At 75.6% G+C, this 22,524-nt stretch carries 24 protein-coding genes and 1 tRNA gene; 13 read left to right on the top strand and 12 right to left on the bottom strand.

Going from position 1 to position 22,524, the window contains the following annotated elements; genetic code table 11:
• The first annotated feature begins 62 nt into the window (after positions 1-62).
• Both LG324_RS01670 and LG324_RS01665 read left to right on the top strand, forming a co-directional pair.
• Entirely contained in the window at positions 63-1,538 is a 1,476-nt protein-coding gene (locus tag LG324_RS01670) for a hypothetical protein (protein WP_404351258.1), read from the top strand.
• Complete coding sequence (locus tag LG324_RS01665) at positions 1,538-2,464, top strand: lantibiotic dehydratase C-terminal domain-containing protein (protein WP_404351256.1); 927 nt, start codon at positions 1,538-1,540, stop codon at positions 2,462-2,464. Before LG324_RS01670 ends, LG324_RS01665 begins: the two co-directional genes overlap by 1 nt.
• Positions 2,465-2,646: 182 nt before the next feature.
• On the opposite strand, the gene LG324_RS01660 is transcribed toward LG324_RS01665, so the two are convergent.
• Together LG324_RS01660 and LG324_RS01655 are read right to left on the bottom strand one after the other, a co-directional pair.
• Positions 2,647-4,107, bottom strand: a complete 1,461-nt coding sequence (locus tag LG324_RS01660) for a SagB family peptide dehydrogenase (RefSeq protein WP_404351254.1) — start codon at positions 4,105-4,107, stop codon at positions 2,647-2,649.
• Positions 4,104-4,697, bottom strand: a complete 594-nt coding sequence (locus tag LG324_RS01655) for a hypothetical protein (protein WP_404351252.1) — start codon at positions 4,695-4,697, stop codon at positions 4,104-4,106. Before LG324_RS01655 ends, LG324_RS01660 begins: the two co-directional genes overlap by 4 nt.
• Before the next feature lie 212 nt (positions 4,698-4,909).
• On the opposite strand from LG324_RS01655, the gene egtB reads away from it, so the two are divergent.
• From egtB to LG324_RS01635, 4 genes are all read left to right on the top strand, one after another.
• On the top strand, positions 4,910-6,241 hold the full coding sequence (gene egtB, locus LG324_RS01650) for an ergothioneine biosynthesis protein EgtB (RefSeq protein ID WP_404351250.1): 1,332 nt from the start codon (positions 4,910-4,912) through the stop codon (positions 6,239-6,241).
• Positions 6,238-7,230 carry an L-histidine N(alpha)-methyltransferase gene (gene egtD, locus LG324_RS01645; protein ID WP_404351248.1) on the top strand — a complete coding sequence of 331 codons (993 nt, stop codon included), beginning with the start codon at positions 6,238-6,240 and terminating at the stop codon, positions 7,228-7,230. The genes egtB and egtD overlap by 4 nt, the downstream gene beginning before the upstream one ends.
• Positions 7,231-7,321: 91 nt before the next feature.
• Positions 7,322-8,107 (top strand): SDR family NAD(P)-dependent oxidoreductase, encoded by a 786-nt coding sequence (locus LG324_RS01640; protein ID WP_404351246.1) that lies wholly within the window; start codon positions 7,322-7,324, stop codon positions 8,105-8,107.
• On the top strand, positions 8,104-8,895 hold the full coding sequence (locus tag LG324_RS01635) for a 2-oxo acid dehydrogenase subunit E2 (protein ID WP_404351244.1): 792 nt from the start codon (positions 8,104-8,106) through the stop codon (positions 8,893-8,895). Before LG324_RS01640 ends, LG324_RS01635 begins: the two co-directional genes overlap by 4 nt.
• A 100-nt stretch (positions 8,896-8,995) precedes the next feature.
• On the opposite strand, the gene bfr is transcribed toward LG324_RS01635, so the two are convergent.
• Positions 8,996-9,490 carry a bacterioferritin gene (bfr, locus tag LG324_RS01630; RefSeq protein WP_030527246.1) on the bottom strand — a complete coding sequence of 165 codons (495 nt, stop codon included), beginning with the start codon at positions 9,488-9,490 and terminating at the stop codon, positions 8,996-8,998.
• Positions 9,477-9,728 carry a bacterioferritin-associated ferredoxin gene (locus LG324_RS01625; protein WP_051750264.1) on the bottom strand — a complete coding sequence of 84 codons (252 nt, stop codon included), beginning with the start codon at positions 9,726-9,728 and terminating at the stop codon, positions 9,477-9,479. The genes bfr and LG324_RS01625 overlap by 14 nt, the downstream gene beginning before the upstream one ends.
• Before the next feature lie 268 nt (positions 9,729-9,996).
• Here LG324_RS01625 and LG324_RS01620 point away from each other — a divergent pair, with 268 nt between their 5' ends.
• A complete protein-coding gene (locus LG324_RS01620) occupies positions 9,997-10,647 on the top strand; it encodes a GNAT family N-acetyltransferase (RefSeq protein ID WP_404351240.1) in 651 nt (216 codons plus the stop codon).
• On the opposite strand, the gene LG324_RS01615 is transcribed toward LG324_RS01620, so the two are convergent.
• Positions 10,644-11,954 carry a condensation domain-containing protein gene (locus LG324_RS01615; protein ID WP_404351237.1) on the bottom strand — a complete coding sequence of 437 codons (1,311 nt, stop codon included), beginning with the start codon at positions 11,952-11,954 and terminating at the stop codon, positions 10,644-10,646. The genes LG324_RS01620 and LG324_RS01615 overlap by 4 nt on opposite strands.
• 50 nt (positions 11,955-12,004) lie before the next feature.
• On the opposite strand from LG324_RS01615, the gene LG324_RS01610 reads away from it, so the two are divergent.
• Complete coding sequence (locus tag LG324_RS01610) at positions 12,005-12,808, top strand: alpha/beta fold hydrolase (protein WP_404351234.1); 804 nt, start codon at positions 12,005-12,007, stop codon at positions 12,806-12,808.
• Between the two features lie 28 nt (positions 12,809-12,836).
• On the opposite strand, the gene LG324_RS01605 is transcribed toward LG324_RS01610, so the two are convergent.
• The 4 genes from LG324_RS01605 to LG324_RS01590 form a co-directional block, all read right to left on the bottom strand.
• Positions 12,837-13,007 (bottom strand): CsbD family protein, encoded by a 171-nt coding sequence (locus LG324_RS01605; RefSeq protein ID WP_404351231.1) that lies wholly within the window; start codon positions 13,005-13,007, stop codon positions 12,837-12,839.
• A 62-nt stretch (positions 13,008-13,069) separates the two neighbouring features.
• A complete protein-coding gene (locus LG324_RS01600) occupies positions 13,070-13,504 on the bottom strand; it encodes a hypothetical protein (RefSeq protein ID WP_404351228.1) in 435 nt (144 codons plus the stop codon).
• 399 nt (positions 13,505-13,903) lie between these two features.
• Positions 13,904-15,337 (bottom strand): DNA polymerase IV, encoded by a 1,434-nt coding sequence (locus LG324_RS01595; protein ID WP_404351225.1) that lies wholly within the window; start codon positions 15,335-15,337, stop codon positions 13,904-13,906.
• Positions 15,338-15,395: 58 nt separating this feature from the next.
• Positions 15,396-15,848 (bottom strand): hypothetical protein, encoded by a 453-nt coding sequence (locus LG324_RS01590; RefSeq protein ID WP_404351222.1) that lies wholly within the window; start codon positions 15,846-15,848, stop codon positions 15,396-15,398.
• Positions 15,849-15,979: 131 nt separating this feature from the next.
• Here LG324_RS01590 and LG324_RS01585 point away from each other — a divergent pair, with 131 nt between their 5' ends.
• From LG324_RS01585 to LG324_RS01575, 3 genes are all read left to right on the top strand, one after another.
• Complete coding sequence (locus LG324_RS01585) at positions 15,980-16,504, top strand: hypothetical protein (RefSeq protein ID WP_404351219.1); 525 nt, start codon at positions 15,980-15,982, stop codon at positions 16,502-16,504.
• A 143-nt stretch (positions 16,505-16,647) separates the two neighbouring features.
• Complete coding sequence (locus LG324_RS01580; RefSeq protein ID WP_404351216.1) at positions 16,648-17,967, top strand: DUF4232 domain-containing protein; 1,320 nt, start codon at positions 16,648-16,650, stop codon at positions 17,965-17,967.
• 62 nt (positions 17,968-18,029) lie between these two features.
• Complete coding sequence (locus tag LG324_RS01575) at positions 18,030-19,223, top strand: sterol desaturase family protein (protein WP_404351213.1); 1,194 nt, start codon at positions 18,030-18,032, stop codon at positions 19,221-19,223.
• 30 nt (positions 19,224-19,253) lie between these two features.
• Here LG324_RS01575 and LG324_RS01570 read toward each other — a convergent pair whose 3' ends face one another.
• The 3 genes from LG324_RS01570 to LG324_RS01560 form a co-directional block, all read right to left on the bottom strand.
• Positions 19,254-19,628, bottom strand: a complete 375-nt coding sequence (locus tag LG324_RS01570) for a DoxX family protein (protein WP_404351211.1) — start codon at positions 19,626-19,628, stop codon at positions 19,254-19,256.
• A 257-nt stretch (positions 19,629-19,885) separates the two neighbouring features.
• Positions 19,886-19,968, bottom strand: a tRNA-Leu gene (locus LG324_RS01565).
• 75 nt (positions 19,969-20,043) lie between these two features.
• Positions 20,044-21,030 (bottom strand): pirin family protein, encoded by a 987-nt coding sequence (locus LG324_RS01560; RefSeq protein ID WP_404351208.1) that lies wholly within the window; start codon positions 21,028-21,030, stop codon positions 20,044-20,046.
• Between the two features lie 141 nt (positions 21,031-21,171).
• Between LG324_RS01560 and LG324_RS01555 the strand changes: the two genes are divergently transcribed.
• Both LG324_RS01555 and LG324_RS01550 read left to right on the top strand, forming a co-directional pair.
• On the top strand, positions 21,172-22,014 hold the full coding sequence (locus LG324_RS01555) for an FhaA domain-containing protein (RefSeq protein ID WP_404351205.1): 843 nt from the start codon (positions 21,172-21,174) through the stop codon (positions 22,012-22,014).
• A 10-nt stretch (positions 22,015-22,024) separates the two neighbouring features.
• The gene (locus LG324_RS01550) at positions 22,025-22,522 is read left to right on the top strand and encodes an FHA domain-containing protein (RefSeq protein ID WP_404353172.1); all 498 of its coding nucleotides are present in this window, start codon (positions 22,025-22,027) and stop codon (positions 22,520-22,522) included.
• Positions 22,523-22,524 lie beyond the last annotated feature (2 nt).

Below are 22,524 nucleotides of genomic sequence, written 5' to 3'. Positions count from 1 at the left end.
TCGCGGTGCCGCCCCGGCCGTGCGGACCCGGGTGGCTGCCGGGGTCCGCGCGCCAGGGCGCGGTGGACCGCGAGACCCTCTGGTACGACCACGCGCTCGGGGTGGACCGTCCGGGGCCGGCGCCCTGGGTGCTGCGCGGCGAGGCGGGCGACCCCTCGCCGCCGCCCCCCGAGCCGCTCTCGTCCCTCGCCGCGGGAACGCCGGCCGCGCTGCCGTGGCCGCGCGGGCTGTGGGCCACCGCACGCCGGACCGCGTTCGCGCACTGCTCATCCTCCACCGACACGGACCGCGGGCGCCCCGTGGACGCCCGCCTGCTCCGGCTCGCGGCGCGGGCCGTCGCCCCCGTGCGCCGTGACCCCGACGACCCCTACAACGACCACCGCGCCTACGCCTCCCCCCGCTGCCTCTTCCCTGTCGCGGCGGCCGTCGTCGTCGACGGGGAGTGGCACGTCCTCGACCCGGACCGCCGCGCGGTGCTGGCCACGGGGGTCACCGCCGACCCCGAGCACGCGACCGGGGCGGTCGCGCTGACCGGGCGGTGGGACGCCGTTCCCTCGGGCTACGGCTGGTTCCGCGGCAGCCTCGTCGCCCTCGAGACGGGCATCCTCCTGCGCCACCTCGCGGCGCTCTCACGGCTCGACGGCCTCCCCCTCACGCTTCACACCCCCCGGCAGGGCTGGGAGACAGGCGGACTCGCGCGGCTGTGGCGCGACCCCGGACGCTGGTCACCGCCGTGGGTGCTGACCCCCACCGACGCCGTCCCGGGGCAGACGGGCGAGGCACCGCGGCCGGGACCGTCCGCGCCGGGGGCCGCGCAGCACCTCGACGACGTCGGCGCCGACCTCGCCCGGGTCTACCGGTCGCACACCCTCGAACGGCCGCCGGTCGCCGTGCCCACCGGCCTGTCGGTCGAGAGCGACGACGGCGCCGGCTCCTGGGCCGACGTGCTCTGGCGCCGCAGCGCCGGGCGGATGCCCCGCCGCCTCTTCGGGTTCCGCGTCGCCGACGCCCCCGTGTCCCTCGACGACGCGAGGGCCCTCGCCCGCTGGGCCGTGCCCCCTTCGCCGGTCGACGGGGCGGTCGACGGCCTGCGCCTGCACGCGGTCGTGCGTGACGTGCCCGGGCTCGAGCCGGGTGTGCACGAGGTGCTCGCCGGCCGCTTCCAGCGACGGGATGACGTCCCCGACGACGCGGTGCAGCGCCTCGCCGGGTCGTACCTCTACGGCTCGGACGAGCTCTCGCGCAACGACATCGCCCGCGCACCGCTCGTCCTCGTCGTGACGTCACGTCCGCGCGCGTCGGTGGGCCGGGCCGGGGCGGGTGCCTGGACGGCGACCCACGTCGCGACGGGCTGGCTCGTCCACGGACTGGGGCTGGGCGCCGCCGCCCACCACCTCGTGGCCCGGCCCGTCCGGGCCCTCGACGAGCGCGACGTCGCCGTCGCGCTCGCCCTCGACGCCGACGAGATGCCCGGCATCGCCGTCGTCGTGTCCCACCACTCCCCGCACGGCGGGCTGCAGATCGACCTCAGGAGCTGATGACCGTGACCCGGTGGACCTCCCGCCACCTCCACCTCGCGACCGGGGCCGTGGCCGCGCTCGACCGTGTCGTCGAGCACGTCGCCGCCCCCGCGGCGGCCGAGACCGGCCACCCGTGGTTCTTCGTCCGGTACTGGCAGGGCGGCCCGCACGTCCGTCTCCGGGTGCGCGACCTCGACGACACCTCGGCCGCCCGCCTCACGGCCCGTCTCGAGGAGCTGCTGCCGCGCCACGCGGCGCCGCGCCCCGACGAGCCCCTCGTCGAGGCCGCGGCCTACGCGGCCGAGGCGGGACGGCAGGCCCGCGGCGAGACCGGCGAGAACCGCCGCGTCGGCGCCCTGCAGCCACCCGGCGTCCACGTCGCGGCCTACGAGCCGGAGCTCGAGCGGTACGGCGGCCCGGCGGTGATGGACGCCTCCGAGGAGCTGTTCGCGCGCTCGAGCGAGCTCGTCGTCCGCCTGCTGCCCCAACTGCCGGACCTCGGCGCACGGCGGCAGGCGGCGCTGCGGCTCACCGAGGCCGCAGCGCGGTCGGTCGGCCCGCAGGTCGCACGGTCCGTGTTCCACGAGATCGGTCGGCGCTCGTGGGCCGCCTGGGCGGCGTCCTACGGGTACGAGCCGTCGCTCGTCGCCCGCGTCGCCATCGTGCGCGCGGCCCCGTCCCCGGCGGCCTTCGCCGAGCTGTCCGGGTGGGCTCGCGGCTGGCACGACGACGTCGCGGACCTCGTCGGCACGCTGACCACGGCCGGGGTGGCCTTGCCCGGCACGGTGGTCTCGTCGCACGTCCACATGACGCACAACCGCCTCGGGCTGACCATCCTCGACGAGCTGCGCACCTACGCGGTGCTCGCCGCGAGCTTCCCGGCGCCCGCCGGCAGCGTCCCGGACCTCGGCCTGCCCGTCCCGCCGTCCGCCGTCCCGGCCTGACCCCACCCGTCGCACCAGCCCCCGCTTCTCGGGGTGACCCCGAAAGGTCCACGAGACCCCGGCTCCGAACCCGGGGTCTCGTGGACCACCCCCCGTCCCGGCCGGTCGGCGCGACTCCGCACCGGCCGGCCGTGGAGGACCCCGGCGGGCACGCCCCCTCCGACGTGCCGGACCGGGGACGCTCAGGCGGTCGGCTCGTCGAGGACGGTCCAGCCGGCCATCGGCGCACCCTCGACGACGTCGCGCGGGTCGCGGCGCCCGAGGACGAAGTCACCGACGGACGACTCCCGCAGGTAGTCCAGCCCGAGCACCCGCGCGGCGAGGTCGGCGTCCCCGTTGCCGAGGGCACAGGGCGCCAGGTCGAGGTCGGTCGCGACGAGGTACATCGTCTGGTAGATCGCCCCGGTGGTCCGCAGGACGTTGGCGTAGGCGATGGACCGGTAGCGCCACGACATCCGCTGGAAGCGCGCGGTGAGCGTCAGCAGCACGTCCGGGCTCGCGGGATGTCCCGTGGCCGCCGCCGCCACCGCGAGCATCGCGCTCGCCGCGCCGGCGTCGTCGGTGACCAGCTCGAGACGGTGGTGCAGGGCGTCGTAGTGGTAGATGCCCGGCGCCAGTCCCTCGCACCGGCGCACGGTGAGGTACAACTCGTGCTCGTAGAGGCCACCCCCGCTCGGGTAGGGACGCGAGACCTTCGACTCCTGCCCGGCGTCCGCCGGCGGGTCGAACCGCGCCCGGTCGCGGAAGGAGCGGTGGAGGAAGGCGCCGAGCTCCTCGAGCGACACCGGCGCCCGGGCGTAGTCGCGGACGGACCGCCGCCGCTCGACCGCCTCGGCGAGGCTCAGCCCACCGGTCCAGGGCGCCGGTCGCGGCAGGTCGACGACCGCGAGGGCGTCACCGCGCGGGGGGACGACCGCCGGGAGCGGGTCGATGCGGCCACGGTGCGGGCTGAGGGCGCCGAGCGGCTCGTCGTGGCGCCCGGAGCGGCTGCGGCTGTGCATCAGCAGGTCGTGGAAGTCCCACTGGACGAGCGTCGGGTCGGTGTCGGTCGCGAAGCCGCCGTCCGGGCGGGCCCGCTCGACGAGGCCGGCGCCCACCCAGTGACCGAGGACCTCGGCGGCCGCGTCCTCGCAGGTCGTGCCCGTCACGAGGTCGCGGACCCGGCGCGGGGTGCCCAGGTCGACGGCGAGCGCGCGGGCGAGGTCGGAGGTGAGCACGAAACGGTGGGTGGCCCGCGGGCACTCGAGGACGAGGACGTCCCCCCGCGTGCGCAGCAGCGCGAACCGGTCGAGGCGCAGGACGTCGGTCGGCGCGAGGACGGCGGCCTCGTACGCCGTCGAGCGGGTCGTCGACTCGTGGCGCATCACCTCGTGGGCGTCACGGCGCAGCCGGGTCGTCGTCAGGTGCCCCATCCGCGCCAGCAGTCGCTCGGTCGCCTCGCGGACCGCCTCACCGGTGGCCGGTCGGCCCTCGGCGAGGTGGCGGCGCAGGGCCTCGGGGATGCCGCGCAGCCGCGTCGTGCGGCCCTCGCCGGTGAGGACGAGGTCGGTGCCCTCGACGCGGGCGGTCACGCCGTCGCGCAGGCCGGGCCAGGCGGTGAGGACGGTCGTCCTGGCCTCGAGGAGGCCGGCGTCCGGGGTCACGACGGGGCCCCGGGACGGACGGCGTCGAGCGCCATGAGCAGGAGCATGACGACGCCCGTGACCACGGCGGCGGCCGCAACGGGCACGGCGCCGGCGACGAGGCCGAGCAGCACCCCGACGACCCCGATCGCCGCCAGGGTCCAGCCGAGCGTGCCGAACACCGGCGCCCCGAACGCGCGGGCGAACGGGACGAAGTGCAGGCCGACGGCCACGACGACGACGGCGGGCATCAGCTCCGGCCGGTCGAGGGCGTCGAGGACGAACCGACCGACGGCGAAGCCGGCGAGCATCCCGAGCACCGAGGCGCTGTAGACGAGGCCGGCGCCGGGGCGCGGGGGGCCGATGTCGCGCAGCCGCCGCGGTCGCAACAGCACGGCCCAGGCGCAGACGAACAGGGCCGCCGTCCAGGCGAGGACGGCCACCGTCGGCCACGAGCCCGGCAGGAGGTCCTTGTTGACGTGCACGAACGCGCTGGCACCCGAGCCGCCGATGATGACGCCGAGCACCTGCGGGTGCAGGAGGTGCTGGATGCCGCGGTGCGGCCGGTCGGTCGGCACCCGGGCGGCCGACGGGTGGTGGGTCGTCGTCATCGGACGGTCCTCTCTCGGTGGTCGTCCCAGCGTGGGCGTCGACCCGCCGGCCGGGGCAGTGCCACCGGCCACCGACCCGGCATGACACCTGTCATCCGGGTGGACGGCAGCCGTCGCCCCGATGACCGGTGCGCACGGGGGGTGTCCGGTGTCGGCGGGCTGGGTAAGGATGGACGTCACGCCCGACCGGCCCGACCGAGAGGAGCGCCGCCATGTCCACCTCGACGTGGGACGCCAGCACCCTGACCACCCGCTACGACGAGGTCCGCTCGCACACCGAGACCCTCGCCTCACCGCTGTCGCCCGAGGACCAGACGGTCCAGTCGATGCCGGACGTGTCACCCACGAAGTGGCACCGCGCCCACGTGACGTGGTTCTTCGAGACCTTCGTGCTCAGCGAGCACGAGCAGGACTTCGCGCCCTTCCAGGACCGCTACTGGTTCCTCTTCAACAGCTACTACGAGGGCATCGGCCCGCGGTACTCGCGCGCCGACCGCGGGTTCATCACCCGCCCGGGCGCCGCGGACGTGGGGGTCTACCGCGGCAACGTCGACGAGCGGATGCGCGACCTCGTCGAGCGCCTCGACGAGGGGTCCCTCGAGAAGCTCGCCCCGACCATCGAGCTCGGCTTCCACCACGAGCAGCAGCACCAGGAGCTGCTGCTCATGGACATCAAGCACGTCCTCTCGCGCAACCCGCTCGAGCCCGTCTACGGCGGTACCCGGCCGGCGCCCAGCGAGCCGGACGCGCTCGGCTGGGTCGACGTCGAGGGCGGTCTCGTCGAGATCGGCCACGAGGGCGGCGGCTTCTCCTTCGACAACGAGCTGCCCCGCCACCGGCAGTGGCTCGAGCCCTACCGGCTCGCCGACCGCCTCGTGACCAACGGCGAGTGGCTCGAGTTCATGGCCGACGGCGGCTACCAGCGCCCCGAGCTCTGGCTCTCCGACGGCCTCGCCCGGGTCCGGGCGGAGGGGTGGCGGGCGCCCCTGTACTGGACCGAGCACGACGGTGTCTGGCTCGAGCACACCCTCCACGGCACCTGGCCGGTCAACCCCGGCCTGCCGGTCAGCCACGTCAGCTTCTACGAGGCCGACGCGTACGCGGCGTGGGCCGGCAAGCGGCTGCCGAGCGAGGCCGAGTGGGAGCACGCCGTCGTCGTCGACGGCCAGGCCGACGCCGCGCACTCCGGCGGAAACCTCGCCGACCTGCGGCACTACCACCCGGCCGCGGCGCCGGAGCGGGACGGCGAGCACCGGCTGCGTCAGGTCTACGGCGACTGCTGGGAGTGGACCTCGTCCGCGTACCACCCCTACCCCGGCTTCCACCCCCCGGCGGGAGCCATCGGCGAGTACAACGGGAAGTTCATGTCGAACCAGATGGTCCTGCGCGGCGGCTGCGCCCTCACCCCGCCGGCGCACGCCCGGCTCACCTACCGCAACTTCTTCCCGCACGGCTCGCGCTGGGCCCTGTCCGGCGTGCGGCTGGCCGACGGCGGTGCGCCGCAGGCCCGACCGGCCGACGCGCCGACGGGGGCCCACGCGTGAGCGGCGTCGTCGAGCCCCGGGTCCAGGTCCTCCTCGACCCCGACTGGGCCTCCGGCTCGCTCGTCGACGACGTGCGCCGCGGGCTCGGCGGCCGCCCACGGCGGCTTCACCCGAAGTGGCTGTACGACCCGGTCGGCGCCGACCTCTTCGACGAGATCACCCGGCTGCCGGAGTACTACCCGACCGAGGCCGAGCGGGCCATCCTCACCGCGCACGCGGCCGAGATCGCGCAGGTGTGCGACGCCTCGACCCTCGTCGAGCTCGGCAGCGGCACGAGCGACAAGACCCGCACGCTCCTCGACGCCTTCCGCGCCGAGGACCGCTCGCACGGCCCGCTCGCGCGCTTCGTGCCGGTCGACGTGTCCGACGGCACGCTGCGCGAGGCCGCGTCGATGCTCAGCGTCCGCTACCCCGGAATGGCCGTCGAGGCCGTCGTCGGCGACTTCACCCTCCACCTCGGCCAGCTGCCCCGCGGCGACCGCCGGATGGTCGCCTTCCTCGGCAGCACGATCGGCAACTTCTACCTCGAGGAGCGGGCCGCCTTCCTCGGCGCGCTCGCCGACTCCCTCGACACCGGCGAGTGGCTGCTCCTCGGCACCGACCTCGTCAAGGACGCCGACCGCCTCGTCGCCGCCTACGACGACTCGGCCGGCGTCACCGAGCGGTTCATCCGCAACTGCCTGGTCGTCGTCAACCGCGAGCTCGGGGCCGACTTCGACCCCGGCGCCTTCAGCTACGTCCCCTTCTGGGACCCGCGGATGGAGCGCATCGACATGCGGCTGCGCGCCGAGGAGCCGCAGGTCGTCACCGTGCCCGGCGCGGACCTCGTCGTCGAGCTCGCCACCGGCGAGGAGATCTGCGTCGAGATCTCGACGAAGTTCCGGCGCGAGGGCATCGCCGCCGAGCTCGGCGAGGCCGGGTTCACCGTCGAGCGCACGTGGACCGACGACGCCGGGGACTTCGCGCTCACGCTGGCGCGACGCGACTGACCCGCGGGCGGCGGCCGGCCACGTTGCACACCGACCACCGCCGGGCGGGTGCCGCGTCGGTGACCCCCTCGACGTCACGGAGACTGGGCAGATGCGACTCCACGGGGCCCACGTCCTCCTGACCGGGGCCACCGGGACGATCGGCACCCGCCTGGCCGACGGCCTCGCCGCGCGCGGCGCCCGCGTCACCGTCACCGCGCGCAGCCGCGACGCGCTGGGCGACCTCGCGTCGCGCACCGGCGCCCACCCCGTGCCCGTCGACCTCGCGACCCCCGGCGGCCCCGCCGAGCTGCTCGCCGCCGCCCACTCGGCCCACGGCCCGCCCGACGTCCTCGTGCACAACGCCGCGGTCGAGCTCGTCGGCCGCCTCGACGACCTCGACGCCTCGTCCCTCGCCGCCGCGATCGCCCTCAACCTGCGCGCCCCGCTCGAGCTGACCCGCCTGGCCCTCCCCGGGATGCGCGCCCGCCGCCGCGGCCACCTCCTCTGGGTCTCCTCGCTCGCCGGGGTCGCGACCTTCCCCGGCCTCGGGCCCTACGGCGCGACCAAGGCGGGTCTCACCCGGGCGGCCGCCGGCCTGCAGCTGGAGCTGCGCGGCTCGGGCATCGGCAGCACCGTCGCCGAGCTCGGGCCGGTCGACTCCTCGATGATGGACCGGGCCCGTCGACATGCTCCGGCCGAGGCGGCGTTCGCCCGGGCCCGGCGGTTGCGCGTGCTGCGGGACCTCGACCCTTCCGTTACCGCCGAGGCGCTGCTCGACGCCGTCGAGGCCGGACGGCCGCACGTCCGGCTGCCCCGGCGCGCAGCGCCCTTTGCCGCGCTCGCCGCCGCTCCGGGCCTCGCGGTCCGGCTCGCGCTCACCGGGATCCGCGGATGAGCCACCGCTCGGTCCGCCGCAAGATCGCCGTCGCCACGTGGCGCCCGCCGGTCGAGGGACGCATCCAGGCCCGCGTCGAGGTCGACGTGAGCGCCGCGCTGGCGCACCTCTCGCGCCTGCGCGCGAGCACCGGCGTGCGGGTCACCCTGACCCACCTCGTCGGCGCCGCGCTGGCGCGGGGACTGCGGGCCGTCCCGGAAGCCCGGGCGCGCGTCGTGCTCGGGCGGCTGCACCCCATCGAGGACTGCACGATCGCCTTCGCCGTCGACATCGAGGAGGGCGTCGACCTCGCTCCGGTGCGCGTCGATCAGGCGGACCGGCTGACCCCCGTCGAGATCGCAACCCGCGTGCACGACGCCGTGGCCGCGGTCCGGGGGCGGCAGGACCGCCACCACCGCCGCACCAACGGCCTCGTGCGCATCGCCCCGTGGTTCGTCATGCGGCCGGTCATGGCCACGGCGAGCCTGCTGGTCGGGGGGCTGGGTCTGCCTGCGTTCGGCCAGCCCGGGCGGCCGCTCGGCACCGGCTTCGTCTCCAACGTCGGACCGCTCGGGCTCGACGAGGCCTACCTCGCGCCTGCCCCGTTCGCCCGCACGCCGGTCTACCTGTCCATCGGGGCGGTGCGCCAGCGCCCGGTGGCGGTCGAGGGCCGGGTCGAGGTCAGGCCGGTCGCCGTGCTCGTCGCGACGGCCGACCACCGGGTCGTCGACGGCGCGCACGCCGGCCGGCTGCAGTCCATCGTCGTCGAGCTGCTCACCCATCCCGACCGGATGGACACCCCCGCCTGACCCCCCGACTTCTTGCGAGTTCAGCCGCTCGACACGCCGGTCCGACGCGTGTCGACCGGCGGAACTCGCAATCAGTGAGAGGTCGAGCGACGGGGTGGGGTCACTCGGGCGTCGGCCCGGTGCCCGCCTCCATGTGCTGGGCGAGGTACTGCTGGATGCTGATCCGCTCGATCGCCTCGAGCTGCGACTCGAAGAAGTCGGCGTGCCGCTCCTCGTCGCGCACCATCTCCTCGAAGATCGAGGCCGAGCCGTGGTCGCCGAGGGCGTGGCACTCCTTGGCCGCCGCGTTGAACTGCGCGATGGCCTCGAGCTCGGAGGCGTGCGCGAGACGCAGCATCTCCTCCGCGGTCTCGCCGACCCGGATGGCCCCGAGCTTCTGGACGTTGGGGTGCCCCTCGAAGAAGAGGATCCGGTTGATGAGGGCGTCGGCGTCCTTCATCTCGTCGATGGACAGGTCGTAGAAGACCTTGCCGAGCTTGGTGAACCCCCAGTTGTCGAGCATCCGCGCGTGGAGGAAGTAGGTGTTCGTGACGGTGAGCTCGAAGGTCAGCGCCTCGTTGAAGAGGTCGACGACCCGGCGGTCAACTGGCTGCACGGAGGTCCTCCTGGTCGGGGGTCGTGGCCCGGCCGACGGTCAGGTGCTGCAGGTCGTCCATCGTGCGGGCCGTGAGCACGTCATGCTCGCAGACGAGGGCCTTGACCGTGAAGACGCAGCCGCCGCAGTCGGTGCCCGCGCCGGTCGTCCGGCAGACCTCGGCGAGGGTCGTGGCGCCCGCCTCGACCGCGGCGTGCACGGCGGTGTCGCTGACGACGCGGCACTGGCAGATGATCACCGCTGCTCCTCGCGCTCGGACCCACGGACCTCCCGTGGTGAGGTACACCTAACCACACCAAGGTGAGGCTTACCTAAGAGTCCGCTGGGCGACCCCTTCCCCGGTCGAGTGCGCAAGTGGTCGCCGGGGCTGCCACCTGCGCCCTCGACTCCCCCTGCGCTCCTCTCCCTCTCGGATCGAGTGCGCTAGCGGTCGCCGGGGCTACCGCGTGCGCCCTCGACCCCGGGCGGTGGGGCGGGTCGGTGCGCGGGCGACCTACCGTGGACGGGTGACGTCGCCGACCCCGCCCCCCACCCCGCGGATGCGTCGCGCCACCCCGGCCGACGCCGCCGACCTGCGCCGCGTCTGCCTGCGCACCGGTGCCGCGGGTCGCGACGCCACCGCCCTGCACGCCGACCCCGACGTGCTCGGCGAGGTGTGGGCGCAGCCCTACCTCCACGGCCCCGGATGCCTCGCGCTCGTCGTCGAGGACGAGCTCGGGGTCGCCGGCTACTGCGTCGCGACCGCCGACACCGCCGCCTTCGAGGACTGGCTCGAGAACCGGTGGTGGCCGGCCCTGCGCGCGCGCCACCCCCGCGGCAGCGGCACGACCCCGGCCGACGCCGCGGTCGTCGAGCGCATCCACGCCGGCCCGCGCACCGACCCCGCGCTGCTCGCGACGCACCCGGCCCACCTGCACGTCGACCTGCTGCCCCGGCTCCAGGGCGGTGGATGGGGGCGCCGGCTCGTCGAGGCGGTGCTCGACGAGCTCGCCGCCGACGGGGTCGCCGGGCTGCACCTGGGCGTCGACCCCCGCAACCCCGGGGCCATCGCCTTCTACCGCCGCCTGGGGCTGCAGCCGCTCGGCGGCGACGAGGGCGTCACCCTGCTCGGCACGACCCTGCCCCGGCCGACGGGGTCGACGGGGACGACGACCTAGGCCACCGGCCCACGGACGTCGGCGCGCAGCCCCTCCTCGACGGCGTCGAGCCATCGGCCGACGTGCTCGCGCGCCTCCGGCGTGTCCGGGTAGCGGCAGCGCAGGTGCAGGCCCGACCCGTTGACGACGAACCACACCATCACGCCGTCGGTGCGGATCCGCGCCGAGACGTACTGCAGCTCCAGGGCCGGGTCGAGCTCCACCGGCAGCCGGCGGGTGTCGAGCCACGAGACGGCGAACATCCCCGGCGCCTGCGGCATCCCGCCCCACGGCGCGAGGATGGGGGCGAGCGGCCAGGACCCGAGCGAGAGCGCCTCGCGCACCGCCGTGGCACACGCGGCCGGCTCGGGGTCGAAGGACTCGAGCACCGCGTTGGTGATGAACCACCCGCACGCGTCGTGCCAGCGCGGCTCGTAGCGGCTGTGGACGGGGAAGACCGCCCGCAGCGGGCGGCCGGCGAGGGCGCGCGAGGCGCGGGTGAGGGCCGACGTCGCCATCGCGACCAGCCGCACCCCGTCCGCCCGGGCCCGGACGGTCAGCCGCTCGACCTCCTCGGCGTCGAGCACGTCACGCACCTCGACGACCTCCGGGCGCGCGCTCGAGACGTCGCCGAGGGGGAGGGGGAAGAGGGGCATCACCCCGCCCTCGGCCTCGAGCACGTCGGCCCACCGGCGGCGCACCTCACCCGGCGCGGGGGGCCGGGCGGCGAGCGCTGCGGTGTGCTCGGCGAAGGCCGGCACCTCGGGCAGCGCCGCGCCCACGGGGCGATCGGCGACCACGTCGTCGAGGCAGGCCAGCAGGTCGCGGACCAGCACGACGAGGCTCCACATGTCGACGTGGGCGTGCTCGGCCGCGACGACGAGCGACGGGCGCGAGCCATCCGGCGGCTCCACGAGGCAGATGCGGTGCGCCGGAACCGAGTACGAGCGGCAGGTCGCGTCGAGGACCTCGCGCAGCACCTCGCGCGCCGGCCGCCCGTCCAGCGGGTGCTCGACCCACGGCCCCGGCGAGACGTCGACCTCGTGCAGCTCGACCTCTCCGGACGGGCTCTGCGAGAACACGGTCCGCAACGTGCCGTGCCGCCGGACGACGGCGCACCAGGCCTCCGCGAGGGCGTCCGGGGCCACGGCCGAGGGCAGCCGGACGGCGACCGCCATCCACGACCCGGGCCGGTCACCCTCGCCGACGTGCCGCCCCTGGTCGAACGAGACCGGCAGCGCCCGTCCGCGCGAGGGCGGCACGACCACGCCGAGGCTGCGGACGCGCCCGTCGGGGAGGGCCATCTGCGCGACGTTGGTCAGGCGCATGCCGCCGTACTCTAGGCGCATCCCCGACGACGGACCGCCCTGGAGGCGCTGTGCCCACGTTCGAGCTCGACGGCGCGACGCTCGACCACGACGTCGTCGGTGACGACGGCCCGCTCGTCGTGCAGCTGCACGGCCTCACCTCGTGCCGCGAGCGGGACGAGCGGATGGGCCTCGACCTCGCCCGCGCCCTGCGCCACCACCGGGTGCTGCGCTACGACGCACGCGGACACGGCCGCTCGACGGGCGACCGGCACCCTGCGTCCTACGCGTGGCACCACCTCGCTGAGGACCTCCTCGCGCTCCTGGACCACGTCGCCCCCGGCGAGACGGTGCACGGCCTCGGGCCGTCGATGGGCGCGGCGACGCTGCTGCACGCCGCCCTGCGCGACCCGGGCCGCTTCGCGAGCCTCACCCTCGCCGTGCCCCCGACGGCCTGGACCACCCGGCGCGCCCAGGCGTCCGCCTACCTCGCGAGCGCCGAGCTCGTCGAGCGCGAGGGCCTCGCCGCGTTCGTCGCCCGGGCGGCCACGACGGGGCCGCCGCCGGCCCTCGCCGACGCACCGCTCACCGAGCCGGCCGTCCCCGAGCACCTGCTGCCGAGCGTCCTGCGCGGCGCGGCCTCCACCGACCTGCCGCCCGCCGAGGCCCTGACCGGCATCGACGTGCCCACCCTGGTCCTCGCGTGGAGCGACGACCCGGGGCATCCGCTGAGCACGGCAGCCCTCCTCCACGAGCTCGTCGACGACAGCCGGCTCGTCGTCGCCCGCACGCCCTACGGGATCATGGCGTGGCCCGGGCTCGTCGCCGACCACGTGGCCTCGCACGCGGAGAGGGCCCGTCACCCCCTGCGGTGACGGGCCCTCCCGTGTGGTGCGGCAAGGATCAGGACAGGGTGTCCTTGATGTTCTCGCCGGCCTTCCTGGCCTTGGCCTCAGCCTGGTCGGCCTTGCCCTCGGCCTCGAGACGCTCGTTGGTCGTCGCATCGCCGATGACCTCCTCGGCCTTGCCGGTGAGGTCCTGAGCGGCGTTCTTGGCCTTGTCAGCGATACCCATGTGGTGTTCCTCTCTGTGGTGGTGGATGGGTCGGACGGGTGGTTCGGGGTGACCCGGAGGGGTCAGGTGGTGGCCGCGTTGCGCGGCGGCCGGTGCACCTTGACGCGGTAGCGGACCGGGACGGCACCACCGGTGGCGGTGGCCACCTCGGCGTCGACGGCCGCGAGGTCGCGGCGCAGCTCGGTCAGCGAGGCGTCGTGGCGGGCCGTGACGGTGACCTCGACGACCCCGGCGTCGGTGCCGGAGCCCACGGAGCCGGAGGCCGACTCGGTGGCCAGCCGGGACTCCGCGGCGGCGGCGACGACGTCGGCGAGGGCGCCGAGGCGCAGGCGCAGGCGCCCGTCCTCACCGCTGCCCGGCAGCGAGATGGCCCGGATGCCGACGCGCTGCACGTGCGCCGAGAGCCACGACAGGCCGAGGGCGACGCCACCGGCGAGGAGGAGCAGCCCGACGACGAGGGTCAGGCTGCGGTCGAGCCGCATCGCGGAGCAGGTCATCGCTTGCCTCCCAGGGTCGAGACCTTGACGGACACGCGACGACGTCCTCGTCGTGCGCGAGTGGGTGCTCGTCGGTGTCCTGCGCGAGGCCGTGTCCGCGCTCGTCGGCGTGACGCCCACCCAGATCCGCGTCGGCCTCGAGGAGGACCGCTGCACCTCGGTGGCCGTGCACGTCACTGCGACGTACGGTCGACCGTCGCGCGGGCGGTCGTCGACACGCTCGGCGCGGACACGCTGCCGCCGGAGGGCGTGCCCGTCGAGGTGACCATCGACGACGTCATCGTCTGACGCGCCGCCGAGCGACCGGTGGCGTGAGTCCGGGCTCCGGCGGTGGTGCCGTTCCTGGCGCCGGACCTGGGGTGATCGCCCCACGTCTCACGCCATCGCGCGCGCCCTGGGTCAGGAGCCCGCGGCCTCGCCGACCGCGTCCTCGGGCTGCCAGACCGGCGGGTCGGCCGGCGTGAGGTCGGGGTCGTCCTCGGCGAAGGTCCGGATGCGGCCGACCTCGGTGTTCGGACCCTCGAAGCGGACGGTGACCCGCCCGACCCCGCTGCCCTGCACCCAGCCCCGGCCGTGCTCGACGTGCTCGACGTCCTGGCCCGGGCGCCACGGCGAGCGCGGCGCCGGCTGGTCCGCGGCCGGCGCCTCGTCCCCCGGGCCCGCCGGCTCCTCGACCGGCAGCACGCCCCCGCCGGCGTCCGGCCGGACGAACTCGTCGTCGTCCTCGACCGTGCCCGTGCGCACCGGGCCCGGCCGGTCGTCGAGGAGTCCGTCGAGCAGGTCCGGCTGCGTGTAGAGCGAGAGGCCCGAGACGCCGACGCCGAGCAGCCGCAGGCCGTCCGTGACGTCGAGGCCGTCGAGCAGGCGCAGCGCCTGCCGCAGGACCACCGCGTCGGCGTCGGTCGGCTGGTCGAGGGTCGTCGAGCGGGTCAGTGTGCTGAAGTCGTGGCGTCGCGCCTTGAGGACCACGGTCCGCCCCGAGAGCCCGTCGGCGCGCAGCCGCTCGCCGACCCGGTCGGTCAGCCGGCGCACGTGCTCCGCGAGCCGGACCCGGTCGGTCACGTCGGTCTCGAACGTCGACTCGGCCGACACCGACTTCGCCGCGCGCTCGGTGACGACCTCGCGGTCGTCCTCGCCGCGCGCGAACGCGTGCAGCTGCGTGCCGTGCGCCTTGCCGAGCAGCGCGACGACCTCGTCGAGGTCGAGCGCGGCGAGTCGCCCCACCGTCGCGATGCCGTGCGCCGTCAGCCGCGCCGCCGTCGCCGGGCCGACCCCGGGGATGGCGCGCACCGCCATCGGGGCCAGGCGCTCGGCCTCCTCGCCGGGCGGCACGACGATCTGGCCGTCGGGCTTGGCGAGGTCGGAGTGGATCTTCGCGACGAGCTTGCTCGTGCCGGCGCCCACCGACGCGGTGAGCCCGGTCCGGGCGTGGATCCGGGCGCGCAGCCCCTCGACCAGCTCGCCGACCAGCCCGACGTCGGCCTGCGGGTGCTGCGGGGTGAGGTCGAGGTAGGCCTCGTCGATGGACACCTGCTCGACGAGGGGCGTCAGCTCGCGGACGAGGTCCATCACGGCGTGCGAGGCGTCGCGGTAGGCCTCGAAGCGGGGGCTGAGGAAGGCGGCGTTCGGGCAGCGGCGGCGGGCCTCGGCGGTCGGCATCGCCGAGCGGATGCCGAAGACGCGCGCCTCGTACGACGCGGTCGACACGACGCCGCGACCGCGGACCCCGCCGACGACGACCGGCTTGCCGCGCAGCGACGGCTTGTGGAGCTGCTCGACGGCCGTGAAGAACGCGTCGAGGTCCAGGTGGAGGATCACCGGACGCGCGCGCACGCCCCCAGTCTGCCTCCGCCCACCGACCCCGCCCGGTCGGCCCGTGAGGGCCGCGGGCTCAGCCCCGGGCGAGGCGCTTCTGGCGGCGGGAGTCGCCGGCGTAGAGCGCCCACGCCATGAGCGCCGGCTGGAAGGCGAGCCGGGCCAGGCGCTTCTCGTCGGTGTCGAGGCCGAAGCCGTCCTTGCGCTCGAGCCACTGCGCGACGTTGCCCGGGAAGACCCCGAGGAAGAACAGCGCGCCGACCCGCCCCATCCGCGCCCGCGACGGCTGGCGCCACGTGAGGAGCGTCGCCGCCCCGAGGGCGATCTCGGCGTAGCCGGACCACACGACGACGTCGTCCGGGTCGAAGGGCATCCACTCTGGGACCTGCGCCTGGAACTCCTCGCGCTTGCTCGTGAGGTGCGCGGTGCCGGCCCCGACGAGCACGGCGCCGAGAGCCACCTTGCCCAGCGCGCGCAGGGCGCGGCCGGTCTTCTCGCGGCGGGTCGGGGTCTCGTCGTGGTGCGTCATCCCCCCAGTGTGTTGGGTCGGCGGCCCCCACGGGGGAGTCGGTGACTGTGGCATCGTTCTCCACGCGATCTCCCCACGTCCTGCGCCCGTTGCACCCACGGACGCACCGACCCGGCGGTGAGGATGGGGGCATGGTTCCGGGGGAGGACGAGAAGGGGGCGCCGCCGCGCGACACGACCGTCGTCGGGTGGCTTGTGCTCGTCGGTGGTCTGCTGTGGATGCTCTCCGTGGGATGGCGGGCCGACGTCTACTGGGGCTTCTTCCTCGCCGAGCCGTCGTGCCTCACCGCGGGCACCTGCACCCGGGAGGACCTCGGGCAGCACCAGCAGGAGGCCTGGGCCGCCCTGGGTCCGCCGACCCTGCTCGCGATGGCCGGGGCGGCCCTCGTCCTCGGTGGACTCGTGGACGCGGGCCGGCGGCTCGTCGACCGCGAGCGCGGTGCCTGGTGGCTGCTGCACCGCGCCGTCTTCGTCACCGTCGGGGTGGGCGTCGTCGCGGCCATCCCCCTGGCCGGCGCGACCGTGGTCTCCCCGCCGCTGGGGGCCGCCGGGCTGGCCGTCGTCCTCGCCCTGCTGGGGGTCGCCCTGCACGCCGCCCTGCGGCCCCGACGTCCTCGGCCGGGTCCGGGGGTCAGCGAGGAGCGGACCACGCGCTGAGCGACGCCGACGGGCACCTTGCCCGAGGCCGTCTGCCCGACCGGCCGTCCGTGCCGAGGGGACGGCGCGGTCTCCACGAGATCTCCACACCGTCCGCCGGCTCGCGTCACACCCTCGCCGTGGACGTCCTGCACGATGAGGTCATGACCGGGGGGCGAGGGGTGTGGGTCGCGGGTGTCGTCGCCGCGTTGCTGACGACCTCCGGGTGCTCGGCAGCGGTGTCGCACACGATCGACGGGCTCGCGCTCGACACCCTGACGCACGGGCTCGACCATGCGCTCGCCGGGCTCGAGGTCCGCAGCAGCGCGCAGGTCGAGGCGCTCGTCCGGGAGGCGCGGCCCTCCGTCGTCGTCCCGGAGCGCACGGACAGCGGCGTGGGACAGGTCGAGTACGCGACCTACGGCGAGCGCGAGGGCGGACGGGCCGCCGCCGGGGCGGTCCCGGTCGTCGTGTGGCACCGCACCGCGGGAGGCGGGCCGTTCGTCGACGACGGCGGTGCGTGGCACGTCGTCTGCGCCCGCCTGTCCGTCGACCGTTCCCGCACGGCCTTCACCGCGGAGCCGGTCGGCTGCCCCGACGGCGTCACCCCCGAGCCCGTGCAGCCCGTCGGCGACGACCCGGCCCCCCACCTGGACCTCGACCCTCCGGACGCGGGGGAGCTCGTCACCGGTTCGCCACCACGGCGAGGGAGTCCGGGCGCGTCGCTGCGACCCACGTCCCGGGGCGAGGCGGACCCCTGCGCCGACGACGACCTCGACCTCGCCCTCGGCCCGCCGCAGCGCCTCACGGGCGTGGACGCCGTGCCCCTCCTCGTGGTCAACACCGGCCCCCTCGCGTGCCGCCTCGCCGCACCGACCGGGCTGGTGCTCACCCGCGACGGCGAGGACGTGCCCCTGCGCACCACCCCGTCGCGTGGCGAGGTCGTCCTCGCGCCCCGGGAGTCGGCCTCCGCCCTCGTCACGTGGCGACCGGTCCAGGGCATCGACGGGGCCGCCGCCCAGCGGCTCTCGGTCCTCGGGCCGGCCGGGCCCGACCCCCTCCCGGTCCGGCTCGCGTCCTCCGCGGGGACCGGCGTCCCGACCGTCGACCCCGGCGCCGAGGTCACGCTCTCGCCGTGGGAGCGCCGGGGCTACGGAGCCGGGAGCGGGGAGGAGCCCGTGCGTCCGGACGTCGCGCCCCGCTGCCGGCCCGAGGAGCTCGCCGTGACGAGCGATCGCCCGGACGCCGGCTCCGGTCGGCCGCTCCCTCCGTCGGTGCGGGCCCACCTGACCGCCGTCACACCCTGCCTGCTCGTTCCCGGCGTCTCCGCCCTCCCCGACGGCGTGCCGGACGCGGTCGAGGGACCGCCCGTGCTGCTCGCGCCGGGGGAGGCGGTCGACGTCACCACCGCGACCGCCGGCCCGGACCGTCCGGGCGAGGTCCTCGTGGCCGACCGGTGGGTGGCGGTCGAGGACGCGCCCTGAGCGTGGTGAAGCCCTCGTCCGCTCCTCCTGACAACCGGGTTACCGGTCGGTACGGTGGCCGGGTGCAGCGGCCCGACCTCACCGTCCTCGCCATCCCCGCCTTCGTCGGTGCGATGGCCGCCGAGTACTGGTGGCAGAAGCGCCACCCCGCCCCGGCCGGGACGACGCGCGCCGGCGACTACGAGCTCGCCGACACGGTCGCGAGCCTGACGATGGGCGTCGGCAGCCTCCTCGCCCCGTTCGTCGCGAAGCGCCTCCTCGACCCCGTGACGCCGGGGAAGGGCCGCGGCGCCCGCTGGCTGATGGGCACCGCCGTCGCCGCGAGCGCCGCCACCACCGTCCTCGACGTCGTACGCCGGCACCGGGCCGAGGGCGGCCTGCCGCCGGCGGGCAGCATCCCGGAGGAGGCCCGGCAGGTGCGCCGGACCGACGTCCCCCCGAGTGCCGACCCCGACGCCGTCCCCGCCCTGCGCCGCGTCACCGGCGGGATGGCCGTGGCCGCGGTCGCGTCGACGGCGCTGACGGTGGCGACGACCTGGTCGGCGCTGACGAGCGGCGAGAAGCTCTTCGCCCGCACCGGCCGCGACCTCGGCACCGGCCTGCTCGCCAACACGGTCGCGCTGCTCGGCTGGGACGCCATCTACTACTGGAACCACCGCTTCAACCACGAGAGCCGCTGGCTCTGGGCGATGCACGTCGTGCACCACAGCAGCGAGCGCTACAACCTCTCGACAGCGCTGCGGCAGCCCGTCGCCGAGGGCGTGACGATGAGCGTCCCCTACGGCCTGCTCGCGCTCGCCGGGGTGCGGCCGAGCGTCATCGAGAACGCCCGCGCGCTCAACCTCATCTACCAGTTCTGGATCCACACCGAGGCGGTCCGCTCCATCGGGTGGCTCGAGAAGGTCCTCAACACGCCCTCGCACCACCGGGTCCACCACGGGTCCAACTCGCGCTACCTCGACCGCAACCACGGCAGCATCCTCATCGTGTGGGACAAGCTGTTCGGCACGTTCGAGGAGGAGGACGAGCCGGTCGTCTACGGGCTGACGAAGAACATCGACACCTACGACCCGGCAGTCATCGCGACCCACGAGTGGCGCGACATCGCCCGCGACGTCGCGGGGTCGCAGACCTGGCGTGACCGGTGGTCGTTCTTGCTGCGCGGCCCGGGGTGGGCGTACGAACGCCACCGGGCCCTCGCCGCGGCGCGCGACCCGGCGATGGAGCCCGCGCCGCCCGCCCCCGTGGCCGCCTGAACGACCACCCCGGGCGGGCCGGCGCCGGGCTCAGAACGCGTACGAGCCGAACCGGCCCCAGGCGACGAACGCCGCGAGGAGCAGCAGCACGACGTTGACGGCGATCATCGGCGTCTCGCCGCGACGGGCGTGGACGACGGCCGCACCCACCATCGTCAGCGCGAGCCCCGTCGCCGCCAGCGGCACGAGGACCGGCGCGATGCCGGTGACGGCGGGCAGGACGAGGCCGAGGGCGCCGAGCACCTCGACGACGCCGATGCCCTTGACGGCGCCGGCCGAGAAGTCCTCGACCCAGCCGAGGCCCGACTCGGCGAGCGCCGCCTTCGGGCGGGAGAGCTTCATGGCGCCGGCGGCGAGGAACGCGAGGGCGAGCACGACGGCGACGACCCAGAGCACGATGTTCACGGGGACCTCCAGTGGGGGTGGTTTCAGTTCATGCGTGAACTCGTGACGAACCGGGTCCAGGCCGCGCTCGTCGCCCGGGACGCCGGCCTCGGCGACCCCTGATCCACGCCCCGGTCATCCCACGAACGTGTGTGGAGAACGTCGGTCTCGCCGCAGTCGGTCTCGCCGCAGGGGCCTCACACACGTTCGCGGCGGATCCTGGCCCCCGGAACGAGCGCGACCCCGACCAGAACCTGGTCGGGGTCGTCCTCGTGCTGTGCGCAAGGGGGGATTTGAACCCCCACGCCCGTAAGGACACTGCCACCTGAAGACAGCGCGTCTGCCGTTCCGCCACTTGCGCGTGGTGCTCGGATGAGCCGTCCCAGTGTGCCCGATGGATGCCCGATCGACCAAAGCGACCCCCGGAGCGGCCTGCTCAGGACATCGGCTCGGCCTCGGTCTCGGGGCGGGCGGGCCGGCCCCGGTTGCCCCGCGAGCGCAGCCGCACGCCGGGCAGGCCGGGCGCGGGGATGCGCGGCACGTCGCCCTCGTAGCCCTCGACCCGGCCGAAGCGGCCCGCCGACCCGTCGGCGCCGGCCTCCCACGCCTCGCGGGCGGCGACGACCTCGTCGTGCGAGCGCCCGACGAAGTTCCACCACATGACGATCTCCTCGCCGAAGGGCTCACCGGCCAGGACGAGGACGCGGGCGCCCTCGCCCCCCGCCGTCAGCACGAGCGACCGCCCGTCCCTGACCCCGTCGCCGTCCGCCGAGGCCGCCTCCACGACGCCCAGCTCGGTCGCGGCCACCGGTGCACCGGCGAAGTCCACGGACCCACGGTCGACGAGCACCCCGACCTCGAACTCGTCCGGCACCGGCAGGACCACCGAGGCCCCGGCCTCGAGCACGATCTCGACCCCGAGCAGCGCGGTCTCGACCCGCACGGGCGAGCGCGAGCCCCACAGCGACCCGACGAACACACGGGCCTCGACCCCGGGCGCGGGATGCACCGTCTCCGGCACGTGGTGCTCGAACCGCGGCTCGACCGACGCGGCGGCCGACGGCAGCACGACCCACAGCTGTGCGCCGTGCAGCACGCGCGTGCCGGCGGTCGACACCTCCGAGTGCGAGATGCCCCGTCCGGCCGTCATGAGGTTGACCTCGCCCGGACGGACGACCGCGACCGTGCCGAGGGAGTCGCGGTGCTCGACCTCGCCGGAGAACAGCCACGAGACGGTGGCGAGGCCGCAGTGGGGGTGCGGCGCGACGTCCATCCCGCCGCTGACCGAGACGTCGTCGGGCCCGTAGTGGTCGGCGAAGCACCACGCCCCGACGAACGAGCGCTCCTTGGCCGGCAGGGTGCGCCGCACCGTCATCGCGCGCGGCCCCCCGAGCGGCACCTCGCGCGGTCTCAGCGTCTGCACCCGGTCCACCATGGGTCCACGCTAGCCAGCCGACCGTCCCGACGCGCCTCGCGCGCGGGCGCACGCGTTCAGGGCGCGTCCAGCCCCGGCGGATAGGCTGGAGCGACGTCTGCCGGCCCGTGACCGACGAGGAGGTGCGCCGTGGGACTGCTCGACCGCCTCGAGGCGGGCATCGAACGTGCCGTCCAGGGCACCTTCGCCAAGCACCTGCGCTCGGCCGTGCACCCCGTCGAGATCGCGAGCAACATGCGCCGCGCGATGGACGACCGCGCCGTCACCTCCTCGGGCCGCGCGATCGTCCCCAACGTCTTCGTCATCGAGCTGAGCCCCGGTGACTTCGACCGGCTCCAGCCCGACCTCACGAGCGTCGAGGAGGACCTCGTCGCCGCCGCCGAGGAGCACTGCGACGGCCAGCACTACCAGCCCGCCGGGCCGTTCGACATCGTCTTCGAGGAGCACGACGACCTCGAGACCGGGGTCTTCCGGCTGCGCCCGAGCAAGGCCTCGCGCCCCCGCGCCACGGGGCACACCGGCCAGCACCAGCGCCCCCCGGCCCCGCCCGCCGCTCCCGCCACGCCCGCAGCAGCCGCCGCCGCGCCGGCTCCCGCTGCCGCCGAGGCCGACGACCTCCCGACCCGCCCGAACCAGCAGCAGGCCCCGCCGGCCCGCCCGCGCCGCGTCAACCCGGCCGACCGTCCGTGGCTCGACGTCGACGGCGAGCGCTACCCCCTGATGGGCGCGATGACGATCCTCGGCCGCGACGACAGCGCCGACATCATCCTCGACGACCCCGGCATCTCACGTCGGCACAGCGAGCTGCGCGTGACCACCGACGGCCCGCACTTCGTGACGACGATCCGCGACCTCGGCTCGACCAACGGCACGTTCGTCAATGGCGAGCGCATCACGAGCACGCACCTGTCCGACGGCGACCGCGTCACCGTCGGCCGCACCTCCGTCTCCTTCCGCGCCGGGCGGCGGTGACCCCGCGATGCTGAGCGAGCTGACCCTCACCGTGCTCCGGCTCGGGCTGCTGGTCGCCCTGTGGGCGTTCGTCTTCGCGGTCGTCGGGGTCCTGCGCGGCGACCTCTACGGCACCCGCGTCCGCAAGCGCGCGGGCACGACACCGGCCAAGGGCAACCCCGCCCCGCGCGCCCCGCGCCGCGAGCGCACCCCCAAGCCGCCGAAGGCGTCCAAGGGCCCGACCCGCCTCGTCGTCACCGCCGGCCCGCTCTCCGGCACGACGCTGCCGCTGCGCTCCTCGGGCACGCTCGTCGGCCGCAGCCCCGAGTGCGCCCTCGTCCTCGACGACGACTACGCGTCCGGCCGGCACGCCCGCATCTTCGAGGGCGACGACGGCCGCTGGATGGTCGAGGACCTGCGCTCCACGAACGGCACCTACCTCGGGGCGACGCGCCTGACCGAGCCGCGCGAGGTCGCGGCCGGCAGCGTGCTGCGCATCGGCCAGACGACGCTCGAGCTGCAGAGGTAGCC

It is taken from the genome of Phycicoccus jejuensis, from assembly GCF_044797865.1.
Classification (GTDB): domain Bacteria; phylum Actinomycetota; class Actinomycetes; order Actinomycetales; family Dermatophilaceae; genus Phycicoccus; species Phycicoccus jejuensis.
The sequence above is the reverse complement of the archived record's forward strand: the minus strand, read 5'-3'. Positions and strand labels throughout refer to the sequence as shown.